At 47.9% G+C, this 14,893-nt stretch carries 14 protein-coding genes; 13 read left to right on the top strand and 1 reads right to left on the bottom strand.

The window, feature by feature from the left end; translation table 11 throughout:
- The first annotated feature begins 34 nt into the window (after positions 1-34).
- The gene (locus EYS13_RS10710; RefSeq protein WP_227762372.1) at positions 35-1,411 is read left to right on the top strand and encodes an NCS2 family permease; all 1,377 of its coding nucleotides are present in this window, start codon (positions 35-37) and stop codon (positions 1,409-1,411) included.
- Positions 1,412-1,674: 263 nt separating this feature from the next.
- Here EYS13_RS10710 and EYS13_RS10705 read toward each other — a convergent pair whose 3' ends face one another.
- Positions 1,675-1,845: a hypothetical protein gene (locus EYS13_RS10705; RefSeq protein WP_227762371.1), complete on the bottom strand. Its 171-nt coding sequence runs from the start codon at positions 1,843-1,845 to the stop codon at positions 1,675-1,677.
- A 408-nt stretch (positions 1,846-2,253) separates the two neighbouring features.
- Between EYS13_RS10705 and EYS13_RS10700 the strand changes: the two genes are divergently transcribed.
- The 12 genes from EYS13_RS10700 (at position 2,254) to prfB (ending at position 14,836) form a co-directional block, all read left to right on the top strand.
- Positions 2,254-2,724 carry a glycosyltransferase family 2 protein gene (locus EYS13_RS10700; RefSeq protein ID WP_227762370.1) on the top strand — a complete coding sequence of 157 codons (471 nt, stop codon included), beginning with the start codon at positions 2,254-2,256 and terminating at the stop codon, positions 2,722-2,724.
- Positions 2,725-2,873: 149 nt separating this feature from the next.
- Entirely contained in the window at positions 2,874-3,611 is a 738-nt protein-coding gene (locus tag EYS13_RS10695; RefSeq protein WP_227762369.1) for a ComF family protein, read from the top strand.
- A 306-nt stretch (positions 3,612-3,917) separates the two neighbouring features.
- Positions 3,918-4,742 carry a basic amino acid ABC transporter substrate-binding protein gene (locus tag EYS13_RS10690; protein ID WP_227762368.1) on the top strand — a complete coding sequence of 275 codons (825 nt, stop codon included), beginning with the start codon at positions 3,918-3,920 and terminating at the stop codon, positions 4,740-4,742.
- Between the two features lie 115 nt (positions 4,743-4,857).
- Entirely contained in the window at positions 4,858-5,541 is a 684-nt protein-coding gene (locus EYS13_RS10685) for an amino acid ABC transporter permease (RefSeq protein WP_423055344.1), read from the top strand.
- Complete coding sequence (locus tag EYS13_RS10680; RefSeq protein ID WP_227762365.1) at positions 5,528-6,250, top strand: amino acid ABC transporter ATP-binding protein; 723 nt, start codon at positions 5,528-5,530, stop codon at positions 6,248-6,250. The genes EYS13_RS10685 and EYS13_RS10680 overlap by 14 nt, the downstream gene beginning before the upstream one ends.
- Before the next feature lie 134 nt (positions 6,251-6,384).
- Positions 6,385-6,585 carry a cold-shock protein gene (locus EYS13_RS10675; RefSeq protein ID WP_227767892.1) on the top strand — a complete coding sequence of 67 codons (201 nt, stop codon included), beginning with the start codon at positions 6,385-6,387 and terminating at the stop codon, positions 6,583-6,585.
- A gap of 454 nt (positions 6,586-7,039) precedes the next feature.
- Complete coding sequence (gene hpf, locus EYS13_RS10670; RefSeq protein WP_227762364.1) at positions 7,040-7,564, top strand: ribosome hibernation-promoting factor, HPF/YfiA family; 525 nt, start codon at positions 7,040-7,042, stop codon at positions 7,562-7,564.
- A 400-nt stretch (positions 7,565-7,964) separates the two neighbouring features.
- Entirely contained in the window at positions 7,965-8,609 is a 645-nt protein-coding gene (locus EYS13_RS10665; protein WP_227762362.1) for a 2-isopropylmalate synthase, read from the top strand.
- Positions 8,610-9,063: 454 nt separating this feature from the next.
- Positions 9,064-10,419 (top strand): HD-GYP domain-containing protein, encoded by a 1,356-nt coding sequence (locus tag EYS13_RS10660; protein ID WP_227762360.1) that lies wholly within the window; start codon positions 9,064-9,066, stop codon positions 10,417-10,419.
- Positions 10,370-10,993 carry a DUF5317 domain-containing protein gene (locus EYS13_RS10655; protein ID WP_227762358.1) on the top strand — a complete coding sequence of 208 codons (624 nt, stop codon included), beginning with the start codon at positions 10,370-10,372 and terminating at the stop codon, positions 10,991-10,993. The genes EYS13_RS10660 and EYS13_RS10655 overlap by 50 nt, the downstream gene beginning before the upstream one ends.
- A gap of 105 nt (positions 10,994-11,098) precedes the next feature.
- Positions 11,099-13,594, top strand: a complete 2,496-nt coding sequence (gene secA / locus EYS13_RS10650; RefSeq protein ID WP_487251815.1) for a preprotein translocase subunit SecA — start codon at positions 11,099-11,101, stop codon at positions 13,592-13,594.
- 137 nt (positions 13,595-13,731) lie between these two features.
- A protein-coding gene (gene prfB, locus EYS13_RS10645) for a peptide chain release factor 2 (RefSeq protein ID WP_227762355.1) occupies positions 13,732-14,836 on the top strand; the annotation gives its coding sequence in 2 pieces (ribosomal slippage) (positions 13,732-13,800 and positions 13,802-14,836; 1,104 coding nt in all).
- The last annotated feature ends 57 nt before the right edge of the window (positions 14,837-14,893 follow it).

The following is a 14,893-nucleotide window of genomic DNA, read 5'->3' as shown; positions in this document are numbered from 1 at the left end:
TTTTTGAATAAAAAATTTAAAGGAGGTCAAATGCATGGCACAAACGCAATCATCTTTAAGTGAGTCAGGAGGTTTAGCAGGTTTCTTTAAATTTGCCGAAAACGGTACTAGTTTAAAGACAGAAATCATTGCCGGTTTGACTACTTTCGTGACCATGGCTTATATCATTATCGTTAACCCGCTGACCCTAGCCGGCCCGAATGCAAATACGGGAATGGACTTTGGCGCGGTGTTAATGGCAACTTGTTTGGCTTCTGCTTTTGCTACCCTGGTCATGGGACTCTTGGCTAACTATCCTTTTGCTCTGGCTCCGGGCATGGGTCTGAATGCCTTCTTTACTTATGGGTTGGTAGGTGCTATGGGATTGCCCTGGCAAGTAGCTCTTGGCGCAGTCTTTATTTCCGGTTGTATAGCAGTGCTCGTAACGTTAACCGGAATCCGGGAAACAATCATTCGGGCTATCCCTATGCCGCTAAAAGCTGCTACGGGCGCCGGTATCGGTTTGTTTATCGCTTTTATTGGATTAAAAAATGCCGGAATTATTGTAGATAATCCCGCTACCTTTGTAGCACTTGGTAAAATGAGCGATCCCCACGTGCTCTTAGCTGTTTTCGGACTGATTATAACAGGCATACTGCTGGTACGCCGGGTTACAGGCAGCATTATTTTGGGTATTTTGATTACTACAGTGCTTGGCTTATTCGTACCGGCCGGAGATGGGAAAATGATCACCAACTTTGTTCCCGGTGCCTTCGGTATTTTTGACAAGCCGCCCGCTATCACTCCCGGTTTATTTAAATTAGACATTGCCGGCGCGTTGAAGTTTTCACTTTTTGCGCCCATTTTCTCCTTGTTCTTTGTGGACTTGTTTGATACCATCGGTACTTTCGTGGGTGTTGCCAGCAAAACCGGTATGATCGACGAACATGGCAACCTGAAGCGGGGCAGCAGAGCCCTTTTTGCCGATTCACTTGGCACCATTATCGGCTCCCTGCTTGGCACTTCCAACACCACCACTTATGTGGAAAGCGCTGCCGGGGTTAACGCCGGCGGAAGAACAGGTATGACTTCTGTTGTAGTTGCCATCCTGTTCCTGCTCTCCACCTTCCTGTCGCCTGTTGTACTGGCGGTTCCGGCGGTTGCTACCGCTCCGGCTCTGATTTTGGTTGGTGTGTTAATGTGCTCTGTGCTGAAAGAAATCGATTGGGAAGATGTGTTTATTGCTATTCCAGCCTTTTTAACAGTAATCATGATGCCGCTCACTTTCTCCATTGCTACCGGTTTAGCAGTTGGTTTCGTAACCTATGTCCTGCTGGCCCTTCTTTCCGGCAGAGGTAAAGAAGTACACTGGTTCATGTATGTTTTAGGTGTACTGTTTATCATTTATTTTGCAGTCCAGGCAGGAGTGTAGGCTAACGCCGTCGTTAGCTACCGGCCATCAGCCACCGGCTATCAGTTGTCCTTAAGTCTCCATTAAGCTGCGCCGTGAAGCGCGGGGCTACCGCGCTTTCAGACCGTCGGCAAACTATTATCAGCCCGCATGTATTATGGAGCGGGACTGGTTTCCCCAGCCGTCGGCAGCTATGCTGCCGGTAACGGCGTAGGAGCTTGTCCAGAGCGAAATAATACATGCGGGCTTTGTCTACAAGCTGGAAGCGGGGCTACCGCGCTTTTTTAATTGCCAAAATATACAGCTCTTTCTTCATCGCTGAGGTTGCGGTAACAGTTGGGGCAGAGTTCTCCTTTCCCGGGGACACTTACACCGGTTAAATCTTCCGTAATACGCTCCAAGAGGCCAAGTGATTGCTTGCAACGCAGGCAGTTACCGGGGCTGTTCGTGACCATAGTGTCACCACCTTACTTTTTTCTTTCAAATAGCAGCTATTAATCTAAATATAGAAGCTTTTATCTAAATCAAGACAGCTTTCCCGCCGCAGACTTCGAGTGACACGCTCCCTTGTCTAGTCCCCAGCATCGGCCAAAGCCGCGTCCTTAGTCCTTAGCGACTGATAAGCACAGCTTTAAAGCTCATTAGAATAGCTAAACCTAACGGCTAACGACGGCGTTAACTTGCTGATGGCTGACGGCTGGCGACTGGTGACTAAAATCCCCTGGGGACTGACGTTTCTTTAATAATATTATGTGCCTGATAAAGTCTAAAATGTGTATGAAGTATCTCCAGCTTTTCCTGCGGTCACATCTTTTGGCCCATACAGCATATGATGAAGTACTCCAGGGAAAGGAGCCAAAAAGATGAAAGTCGCCTTCAGCCTGTTTTGCCTGGTAATGCTCTTGACTTTAACCCTTTGGCGCAAAAAGTTGCTGCAGGCCAAGCTGCGCCAAATTTCAACTGCTTATTGTCCCGGTATTTTGCTGCTTTATGTACATAATTGTGAAAGCCATATAGAGGGAATTATCAGGGATTTAATCGATTGGCGGCAATTGACAGGCAATTGCTTTGAGTTAGTAGTTGTCGATCGGGGGAGTTCCGATTGTACCGCCCGCATATTAGAAAAGTTAAACTACCCTTATCAGAAATTTTACCTGCTTGATGAAGAAGAATTTAAAAAGACAGAGATTGATGGCCTAAATTTGAAAGAACAAAGCAATGTGGCAACATTTTACTTGCAGGAGCCTGTTGACTTTGCAGGCGACCTGGCAAAAATTAAAAAAATAGTGTTAAATCAAATTAGCGTGGCACGGCGCAGCAGGGTAAGTGCTTAAAATAGTGTGCAATACTAATGTTTGATATTTTCCGAGTTGAAATGCTCTTTTTTTATGGAAATTTTTGTATTAAACTTAAATCAGCTCGTACGCAAAGCTCGAATATATTATTTTGCTCTGGACAAGCCTCGTACAGTGAGGGGAAAGCAGTGAAACTTTTAGAGCAAATTTGGCACAGTTTTTGGCAATTGATGTTTCCTGACCGTAATTCCTGCCCGTTATGCGCAAAAGATCTTGGAGGTAGTAAGTTGATTTGCGCTGAGTGCGCGACCGAACTGGAGCTGTGGAAAAAGAGGCAATTTTGCCCGCGCTGCGGCAGGGTCAGCATCGCGGGAAAAGCATGCCAATGTGCCCGCCGGCTGCCTTTTTTCAAGCGTGTCTACGGGGTGGCGCCTTATACAGGGCCTTACAAAAAGGCGATTCACCGCCTGAAATACGGGGGACAAACTCATTTGGCACTCCCTTTGGGCTGTTTAATGGGAGAGTACCTTAGGGAGATCAACCCTTACGAAAAAGCTGCGATTATTCCGGTAGCTTTGAGCAGGCAAAAAATGTCGCAGCGGGGTTATAACCAAGCGAGGCTTTTAGCCGAGACTGCAGGTAAAACGGCAGGGGTACCGGTCCTGGACAATGTTTTAAAGAAAGTGAAAGAAACTGTACCCCAGGCCAGTTTAAAGAGAATTGAACGGGAACAAAATTTGCGCAACGTTTTCAAGGTAGAGCAACCGGCCGCTGTTTTAAACCGTAATTTGATTTTGCTCGATGATATTTTTACAACCGGCGTGACTGCCGATGAGGCAGCGCGAACGCTGCTCCTAGCCGGCGCCAGGGAAGTCGTTGTGCTGGTATGGGCAATAGGTGTTCCTGGGAATTTGAGTATTATTTAAATTCTTTATTCGACATGCTGCAGTAAAAATACCGGATATTGTGACAAAAAATTTTCTTTCCACAAACAAGTCCACAGGAAAAAAGCCTGGTTTTCCAAGTTATTAACAGACTTATACACATTATCCACAGGTTTTTGCTGCACAGCAAACGGTGCAGAAGGGTGGTTTCGACAAAATTGCAACAGCGGCGATTTGACAAAATTTAACCTGACTAAAAAAATGTTTCCGGTTGCACAATTATGCACATGCTTGTATAATTATTATGGCTTAGGTGGTTTTACTAATTTTAGGAGGAGAAAATTAACAATGGGGAAGAAAGCATTTAAAGCTGTTGCTCTGGTATTGGCGTTAAGTTTTGTGCTGGCACTGGCTGGTTGCGGTAATAATACGGCAAATACAGAACAGAATACGGCTGCAGAACAGGGCGAAGGGGGACAGGCTGCGGCAGAGAAAAAAGTCTATCTCGTGGGGACCGAGCCGAGCTTCCCGCCTTTTGAGTTTACGGATGAAAAGACCCAGGAAATCACGGGCTTTGACATTGATTTAATCAAAGAAATCGCCAAGGAAGCCGGAATTGAAGTGCAAATCCAGTCTTTGGGCTTTGACGGGTTGGTTCCTGCGCTGCAAGCGGGCAATATTGACATTATTATGTCGGGAATGACGATTAACCCCGAGCGGGCCAAAGAAGTGGATTTCGGCACCCCCTACTTTGACGCCGGCTTAAAGATTGCAGTAGCTGCCGACAATGATTCGATTAAGTCGGTTGAAGATTTGAAGGGCAAAACGGTGGCGGTTCAGATCGGCACTACCGGGGCCGAAAAGGCCAAAGAGCTGAAAGAGCAGGGGATTATCAAGGAGATTAAAACCTATAACACCGTGGATGTAGTTTTCATGGAACTGATCAGCGGCAAGGTGGACGCGGTAATCAATGACTTGCCGGTTAATGAAGCTTATATGGCCAAAAACCCGGGGAAAGTTAAAATGGTAGGGGAGGTCTTAAACGGCGAGCAATATGGCTTTGCTGTGGCCAAAGGCAATAAAGAGTTATTGGAGAAATTAAACGCCGGTCTGAAAAAAGTCAAAGAGAACGGTAAGTTCGATGAATTAAAGGTTAAGTACTTCGGCAGCTAAGTCAAGCGAGCGACTTGTTAGAAAGCAAAAAGCGGTTTAAAGCTATGCTGTACGATTAAGGGGACACACTTCCGGACAGAAGTATGTCCCCAATTAATTAGGGGTGAAAAAGTTGCTGCAATATTATCTTCAGCATTTAAGCGCCGTCTTTCCGTCTTTGTTGCAGGGTGCTGTGCTTACAGTTGAAGTGACCGCCCTGTCCGTCTTTTTCGGTACCATTATCGGGCTTTTTGTAGGCATGGGAAGACTGGCCAAAAATAAATTAGCCAAGACAATTTGTGCTGTCTACGTGGATGTGATCCGCGGGACTCCGCTCCTCGTCCAAGTATTCATCATTTACTTCGGGGTTCCCAACCTGGTTTTGCAGGTCACCGGCAACCGCTTCCCCATAGACCCTTTTATTGCTGCCGTGTTGGCCTGCAGTATCAACAGCGGGGCCTATGTGGCGGAAATCTTCAGGGCCGGCATCCAGTCAATTGAAAGGGGCCAGATGGAAGCAGCCCGCTCTCTCGGCATGACCAATGCCCAGGCCATGCGGTATGTGATTTTGCCCCAGGCTTTCCGGCGGGTTGTGCCTCCCCTGGGCAATGAATTTATTGCCTTAATGAAAGATACTTCTTTGCTTTCCGCTATTGGCTTGGAGGAACTGGTGCGCAAAGGACAGCTTTACACGGCCACAACTTTTGCTTCTTTTCCCGTATATACCGGTGTAGCAATCATCTATTTAATCATGACCATGACCGTATCGCGCTGGGTAGCTTACACGGAAAGGAGGTTAAGCGCCGGTGATCACAGTTAAAAATTTGTACAAGAGTTTTGGCAAGCTGGAAGTGCTGCGGGGCATCAGCACCCAGGTCCGGGAGCAGGAGGTTGTGGTGGTTATCGGCCCTAGCGGTTCCGGGAAAAGCACTTTTTTGCGCTGCTTGAACCAGCTGGAGGAAGCAACTTCCGGGGAAATCATCATCGATGGGGTTAATTTGCTTGACAAGAACACCAACATCAATGCTATCCGTCAGGAAGTGGGCATGGTCTTTCAGCGCTTTAACCTCTTTCCCCATATGACTGCCCTGCAGAATATTACCATTGCCCCTGTAAAAGTCCGGAAAATGCCGCAGGAGGAAGCTGAGAAAATTGCCAGGGAACTGCTGGCTAAAGTAGGCCTGAGCGATAAGGAGAATGCTTACCCTGACCAGCTTTCCGGAGGCCAGCAGCAGAGGGTGGCCATTGCCAGGGCGCTGGCCATGCGGCCCAAAGTTATGCTATTTGATGAGCCTACCTCAGCGCTGGACCCGGAAATGGTGGGTGAAGTTTTGGGCGTAATGAAAGATCTGGCCAAAGAAGGAATGACCATGGTTGTGGTTACCCATGAAATGGGTTTTGCCAGGGAAGTGGGCGACCGGGTGATCTTTATGGATGAAGGGATGATAGTGGAAGAAGGCACGCCGGAAGAAATTTTTACCCGGCCAAAGCATCCCAGGACTAAGAGCTTTTTAAGCAAGATTTTGTAATTGGATAGCGTTGTAAGCTTCCAGAGCTGATTTTCGTTTCAAGTTCTTGTTTGACGAATTCCTGCCTACGTGCTATAATTAATTCACTTGTGGTCTACCTGGCCCGCAAGAGTAAGCAAGTGGGAGGAATGTCAATAATGCTGGGTAAAGTTAAGTGGTTCAACCAAGAAAAAGGATTCGGCTTCATTGAAAGGGACGGCGGGGACGATGTATTCGTACATTTCTCAGCTATTCAAGAGGAAGGCTTTAAGACATTAGCTGAAGGCCAGGAAGTTGAATTCGAAATTGTGGAGGGTCCAAGAGGTCCTCAGGCAGCTAATGTTGTTAAATTATAAATCTTGATTTAACTTGATTTAGCAGCCAGCCCCGGTAATACCGGGGTTTTAGCTTGTAGACAAAGCCAGCATGTATTATTTCGCTCTGGACAAGCTCCTACGCCGTTAACGGCAGCATAGCTGCCGACGGCTGTGGAAACCAGTCCCGCTCCATAATACATGCTGGCTGTTAATAATTTGTTGACAGTCTGCAACCCTGGTAATACCGGGGTTTTATTATGTTATAGGAAGTTTTTACATGTCATATCCCGCGCAGTTGCAACTAAAATTAAGTATAATGGTTTTGGGCAAATACATAAGTTGACAAATTCATAACAAAAAGCTAAAAAACAATTACTTTGTGGTATACCTGCTTGTCCATGCAGGATTTTTCAATTAATAAGGGAATACTACTGGTAAAAGCTGAAAGCTTAAGCTCATGGCTTTGAAAACCCTGGAAAGGAGCGGTTATTGAATGAAAATCACAGTACGAGGTAAAAACATCCAAATGACCAACGCTCTGCGACAACATGTTGAAAAGCGACTGGGGAGGCTTGATAAGTATTTTGAAGCCGATACCGAAGCCCAGGTCACTTTGACAGTGGAGAGAGACAGGCATGTTGTGGAAGTAACCATCCCGCTAAATGGTTACATCCTCAGGGGTGAAGAAGAAACGGGCGACATGTACGCCTCTATCGATTTGGTCTTAGATAAGCTGGAGAAGCAGATTGAGAAGTATAAGACAAAGCTCGCGAAAAAGCTCAGGAGCCAAAGCCTGAAAGAACTGGCCGGGAATGATTCGGCTAACGGTTATGAGGAGCCCAAGATTTTAAAAACAAAGCATTTCTCCATCAAGCCAATGCCCGTGGAAGAAGCCATCATGCAAATGAACCTACTGGGGCATAGCTTTTTTGTCTTTTCCAATGCGGAAACTGAGCAGGTCAACGTGGTTTACCGCCGGAAAGACGGAAACTATGGTTTGATCGAGCCTGAATATTAAAATTTATTGCGACTAGGCTAAGAAATGCAAAAATCCAGGAGTTGTTCCTGGATTTTGCGTGTAGACTAAGCCAGCATGTATTATTTCGCTCTGGACAAGCTCCTACGCCGTTAACGGCAGCATAGCTGCCGACGGCTGGGGAAACCAGTCCCGCTCCATAATACATGCTGGCTGATAATAGTTGTTGACGGTCTGAATCCAGGAGTTGTTCCTGGATTTTAATTTTTTTACCCGGCAATTCAGAATCGACTTTTTGATTTGCATAAGTGTAACCAGTGCTTTTGCCGGTCCTATAAGCTTGACGTAAGCCCAGTTTTCTTTATTTTTGTTGCTTGCTGTAAAAGGAAAAAATTGCCCCTTGTCGAATTTATATCAATGTAAGATCAGGAAGGACGGTGGCATGATGTCCGAGGTTTTGAAGGGGGCAGATCAGCTGGAACAGTTGGAAGAGCTGATCCGGCAGGTACAAGGTATAATTTCGGCCAGAATAATTGCGGAAAATGAGGAAATTAAAGAAATCCATGTGCTGGCGAGCAACATTCGCAATCCGAAACAGATTGTCAGAGATATAGAGACTGTAGCCTTGGTTAGGCTTGGCGTAACTTTGGACCACCGCAAGGTAAGCATTGTACAATTACAGGAAGATCTGGAATGTGAAGGCAGGATTAAATTGAACAGCATTACATTTAAACGGTCCGGACAGCAAGCGGAGTTGACTGTTGAGCTGGCTTTAGGGGAAGAACTGTTTACGGGACAAGCTGTGGGCCCCAGTACAGCCGCCAACCAGCTGCGGCTTGCCGGAAAAGCCACAGCGGCAGCGCTGGAGAAGTACTTAGGCATTGAAAACTTGTTGGTAATTGAAGATATCAGCCGGTTAACTTTAGGGGGCAGGCAAGTTGTTGCAGCGGGTGTTGCAATAGTTTCCGACCGGGGCGAAGAAGCTATGTTCGGAATTGCTGCTATTAACGGCGATATCTGGGAGGCAGCAGGCAAAGCGGTTTTGGCGGCTGTTAACAGGCGCTTGGGCAAAATCGGCAAGAGTTAAAAATTTTAATAGGCCAATAGCTAAGCTAGTCATTAGTTGACAGATCCAGCTTACGGCTGCATCCTTAGTCCTTAGTCGTAAGTCCTTAGCGTCGGCCTCTGGCCGAGTCATCAGTCCCCAGTCCCTAGCATATTTTTAATTACTGGCGACTGATGACTGGTGACTGGGGACTATTAGTACTAACGACTAACGACGGGCGCAGCCTACTGGGGACTCATGGTTGATTGAGCGGAGCGGTACGCCTGCTGTGGTAGCGGCGCAGCGGAGTACAGTGCGGGGAGGTTAAACCGAATGCGTATGCGCCTTTTCCAGATTATCCTGGCTTTACTGTCATTGGTATTGGCTGGCGGCGGAGCTTTTAAGTGGAGCTAATCTAGCTGCTATTGGCCTATTAATTTGGTTTGCAGCGACGGGCCGCAATGCCTGTCGTTTCATCTTAACTGGGGGAATTAAGGTGCAGGATTTACCGCTCAAACTTCGTATCTACGTACTTGCTGTAATAGTTGCAGGTTTTATTTTCCTTTTTCATGCTCTGGCTAATTTTACCTGGAAAAGTTTTTCCATAACCGGCTTTTTGTTATTTTTGGTTTTAGCAATTATATCTGATTCTTTGCCGGTGCACATGCCCAGAGGCGGGGTTGTAACAGTCAGTTTTGCCATTTACTTTGCTGCTATTATTCTCTACGGCGCTGCTGTGGCCACTTTGGTTGCTGTGTTGGGAGATTTATTGTGCAGCAAAAAACAAATGGGTAAATTGCCTTGGTTTAAGGATTTATTTAATAAAGCAGAACTGATCTTGTCCGTGGGTTTGGCCGGAGTTGCCTATGATTTTTTCAGTCCCTCTCTAAAAGCATTCGACCTTAATTTATTTCTGGCCTTGGCCAGCAGCGTGCTGGTTTTTTTGCTGATTAATGTGTCACTGGTAGCTGTGGTTGTAGCGTTGGCTCAGGGCATTTCAGTTTGGCAGGGTGTACTTGTTAACATGAAGTGGGCTTTCCCCAATTTTGTTGCTTTGGCCCCTTTAGGCTTTTTGATCGCGCTGATCTACGCTGAATTTGGTTTTCGGGGAGTGGTTCTTTTTGTCATCCCGCTTTTGATTGCCCGCCATTCCTTTCAGGCTTATGTTGATATCCGGGACATGTACCTGGATACCATTCAGTCCCTGGCAGCAGCTATTGATGCCAAGGATCCCTATACTAAAGGTCACTCGGAGCGGGTGGCCGACTACAGCGTTAAAATTGCCAGGGCCTTAAAACTGCCGGAAGCCAGAGTGGAGAAGCTGAAATATGTGGCCCTGTTGCATGATATAGGTAAAATGGGAATCCGGGAGCAGATCCTGAATAAGCCCAGCATGCTCACAGTAACGGAATTTGACGAGATGAAGAAGCATAGTGTAACCGGGGCAGAGATTGTAGGGAAAGTCAGGCGCTTTCAGGAGGAGACCGAGATCATTCGTCACCATCATGAGCGCTGGGACGGGAAAGGTTATCCCGACGGTTTAAAAGGGACGGCAATCCCATTAGGCGCCAGGATCGTTGCCGTGGCCGACACTTTTGACGCCATGACTTCTGACAGGCCTTACAGAAAGGCCCTTACCCCGGAAGAAGCCCTGAAGGAAATTGAAAAATGCGCGGGGACCCAGCTGGACCCCGACGTTGTTAAACTGTTCTGCGAAATTTTTCCAAGTATCGCACAAGATATTGCTTTGAAAAAAACGACCGCGAGGCAAGCAGAAGTGGCAAAAGCAGGAGGTGATGCAGATGCTGTGGGAAGCTCTGCTCCTAGGACTTTTGGTGGGATGGTATCGTAAGGGGACTTTGGAAAGCTTGCTGTACATTAAAATCCGTTATGTTTGGCTGGTATTTGCTTCGGTTTTACTTAAATTCGGTTTGAATTATGCCGCCGCTAATCGGATTGAGGCAGTTTCGACCTGGGCGGTGCCGGTACATTATTTTAGCTATCTTCTCTTATTTATCTTCATAGCATTTAACTGGCGGCTGCCGGGGATGAAGTTGTTTGCCCTTGGTTCCCTTTTAAATCTTGCTGTGATTAGCGTTAACCATGGCACCATGCCGGTTGAGGTTGCACGGCTTGGCAATGATTTGGTCAGCATTCTGCAGAATAAATCAGACGCCACCCATAGCATCATGGGCCCGGATACCAGGCTGCGTTGGCTGGGGGATATAATCTACCTGCCCTACCCCAGACCGCGCAGGATCAGCCCCGGGGACATAGCGCTTTCCTTCGGGCTTTTTGTGTTTTTGGTTAAAGCCATGACAACCCGCTTCATGTACCGGGTGGATATGACAAAGAATTTTGCTCCGGTAATAAGCGGCAACCCTGACTTCGGCAAAAGGACTATCCGTTCCTTGAAGAGATACTGAAAGAGTGCTAAAATTAAATAATTAAAGTAGTTAAAGGACAGATCCATGCTGTCCTTAACTAATGTCAGGCTAATACCCTGCATCCTGAAAGGAGCAAATAATATGCTGGGTTTTTTGAAAAACCTTTTGGACGATAATGCCAAAGAAATAAAAAAATTAAGCCGGCAGGTTGCTGCTATTAACGAACTGGAGCCTGCCATGCAAAAGTTAAGCGACCACGATTTGGCCGCAAAAACCGCTGAATTTAAACAGCGCCACATGAACGGCGAATCCCTGGACGAGCTTTTAGTCGAGGCTTTTGCCGTGGTCAGGGAGGCTTCCCGCCGCGTCCTTGGCCTGCGCCATTTTGACGTGCAGCTCATGGGCGGCATAGTTTTGCACCAGGGCCGGATTGCGGAGATGAAAACCGGTGAAGGAAAAACCCTGGTGGCAACGCTCCCCTCTTACCTCAATGCATTGTCCGGGGAGGGAGTGCATATTGTCACTGTCAACGATTACCTGGCCCGCCGGGACAGCGAATGGATGGGGCAGATCCACCGTTACCTGGGTTTGGAGGTGGGTTTGATCGTCCACGGACTGGAATTTAGTGAGCGGAAAAAAGCTTACGCCGCAGATATAACTTATGGTACCAACAACGAGTTTGGTTTCGATTACTTGCGGGACAACATGGCGTTGCATCCTGAACAGATGGTGCAGCGTAAATTGAATTACGCCATTGTGGATGAAGTGGACAGCATCCTGATTGATGAAGCCAGGACACCGCTGATCATTTCCGGTCAAGCCGACAAGCCCACGCAGTTATACTATGCTGTGGCCAAGATCATCCCCCGGCTGAGAAAAGAGGAGGACTATACAGTTGATGAAAAAGCCCGGGTGGTTACCCTGACGGAAAACGGCGTGCGCCGGGTAGAGCAGATGTTGGGCGTGGACAATTTGTATGATGATGCCAACACCGAACTGAGCCACCATGTCAACCAGGCTTTGAAAGCCCATGTGCTGATGAAGCGCGACGTGGACTACGTAGTTAAGGACGGGCAGGTAATTATCGTAGATGAATTTACCGGTCGCTTGATGTTTGGCCGCCGGTACAGTGACGGCCTGCATCAGGCCATTGAAGCCAAAGAAGGGGTGAAGATCGAACGGGAATCCCAGACTCTGGCCACTATTACTTTCCAAAACTATTTCCGCATGTATAAGAAGCTGGCGGGCATGACCGGTACGGCAGCCACTGAGGAAGAGGAGTTCCGCAAAATCTACGGGCTGGATGTAGTTGTCATCCCTACCAATAAGCCTATGATCCGGGAGGATTTGCCGGATATAGTCTACAGGACCGAAAAAGGCAAATTTAATGCAGTGGTCGAGGAGATCATCGAGCGGCACAAAAAAGGCCAACCTGTGCTGGTCGGCACCATCAGCATCGAGAAATCGGAGATGCTAAGTGATGCGCTGAAAAAACGGGGCATCCCCCACCAGGTTTTAAACGCCAAGTATCATGAGCAGGAAGCGGAAATCGTGGCCCAAGCCGGGCAAAAAGGAGCAGTTACCATTGCTACCAATATGGCGGGCCGCGGTACCGACATTATCCTGGGCGAAGGGGTAGCGGAACTGGGAGGCCTGCATATTATTGGCACCGAGAGGCACGAATCCCGACGGATCGATAACCAGCTGAGGGGACGGGCGGGCCGTCAGGGAGACCCCGGCTCCAGCCGTTTTTATGTATCCCTGGAAGATGACTTGATGCGCCTCTTTGGCTCCGACAATATTACCGGAATTATGGACAGACTGGGGATGGATGATACCACTCCCATTGACCATCCGCTGATTTCCAGGTCCATCGAATCGGCCCAGAAAAAGGTGGAGGCCAGGAATTTTGATATCCGCAAGCACGTGCTGGAATATGACGATGTAATGAACCAGCAGCGGGAGATCATTTACAAGCAGCGCCGCCAGGTCCTGGAAGGCGAAAACCTGAAAGCAAACGTGCTGGATATGATTCACGATATTATCGACGAAGCGGTGGACCGCTACTCCGGTGCCAGCCAATACCCGGAGGAATGGGACCTGGTAGGCCTGCTTGATTACGCTGAACAGACCTTTTTGCCAGGGCATGGACTCACGCCTGAAGAGCTTACGAAAATGGAAAAAGAAGAAATCCGGGAAATGTTCCATATGAGGGCCGAAGAGCTTTATGAGGCCCGTGAACAGAGCCTGGGTTCAGAACTGATGCGGGAATTGGAGCGCATGGTTATTCTTAAAGTGGTGGATGAAAAGTGGATGGACCACCTGGATGCCATGGACCAGCTCCGCCAGGGAATTGGCCTCAGGGCATATGGCCAGAAGGACCCGCTTATTGAATACAAGTTTGAAGGCTATGAGATGTTTAACGAGATGATCCGCTCCATTAAGGAGGATGTGACCCGTTATATCTTCCGGGTCAATGTGGTGCAGGAGCAGGAGCGGCCTAAAAATATTGTGGAAAATAAGTACGCGGAAGAGGAAACAAAAAAACCCATCCGCAAGGAGCGCCAAGTTGGTCGCAATGACCTCTGCCCTTGCGGCAGCGGCAAAAAATACAAGAAGTGCTGCGGAGCAAATGCTTAATGCCACAGGCGTTACGCAGCCATCAGCTATCAGCCGCCAGCCTTCAGCTAAATAAATTAACGCTGAAAGAAATGCATAAGGTTTTATGGCTGATGGCTGAAAGCTGACAACTGAAAGCTATTACGAGGTGATGGCAAATGCTTACTGATTACTCCCCACAGCTTGCCGAAGCTAGGCAAAGATTGCAAGAATTGAGGGTCTCTCTTTGACATCCCGGCCAAGGAGTCTAAGATAAAAGAGCTTGAAGACAAAATGCTTGCTCCTGACTTTTGGGATGACCGGGATGCAGCCCAGGCCGTGATGCAAACACTCACTAACCTGAAAGATAAGGTGAAAAGTGTGGAGGATCTGGAGAGAGAGCTGGAAGATCTGGAAGTGTTGTGGGAGCTTATTAAAGAGGAAGAAGACGAAACACTGCTACCTGACTTGTCTAAAGGATTAAAAGCTTTGCTTAAAAAGCTTGAGGAATTGGAACTGGAGACGCTGCTCAGCGGCCCATACGATAAAAACAACGCCATCCTTTCCCTGCATGCCGGGGCGGGCGGGACAGAGGCCCAGGATTGGGTGGAAATGCTCATAAGGATGTATACCCGCTGGTGCGAGGAAAAGAATTACCAGGTGGAGATTATGGATTACCTGGCAGGAGATGAGGCTGGAGTAAAAAGCGCCACTATCCTGGTCAAAGGGGAAAACGCCTATGGGTACTTAAAAGCGGAAAAGGGAGTACACCGCCTGGTCAGGATTTCTCCCTTTGATGCCTCGGGCAGAAGGCATACCTCCTTTGCTTCGGTGGATGTAATGCCTGAGGTGGAAAACGATGCTGAAATAACCATCGACCCGGATGACTTGAAAATTGATACCTACCGTTCCGGCGGGGCCGGGGGCCAGCATGTGAATAAGACTGACTCGGCAGTACGGATTACCCACCTCCCGACAGGGATCGTGGTCCAGTGCCAAAATGAACGGTCACAACACGCCAACCGGCTGGGCGCTATGAAACTCCTACAGGCTAAACTATTTGAGTTGAAGCGGCGGGAGCAGGAGGAGCAGCTTGCTGAAATCCGCGGGGAACAAATGGATATTGCCTGGGGCAGCCAGATTCGCTCCTATACCTTCCATCCTTACAGCTTGGTAAAAGACCATAGGACCAACGTGGAAATCGGCAATGTTCAGGCGGTAATGGACGGGAATATCACGCCTTTTATCGAGGCATACTTGCATCTGCAAGCAAGCCGTAGTTGACGGCTTGCTTGCAGCCATCAGCTATCAGCTTGCAGCCATATACTGATAGTTATTAGC

The organism is Zhaonella formicivorans (genome assembly GCF_004353525.1).
Taxonomy (GTDB): Bacteria; Bacillota; DUOV01; order DUOV01; family Zhaonellaceae; genus Zhaonella; species Zhaonella formicivorans.
This window is presented reverse-complemented; position numbering and strand designations above follow the sequence as displayed.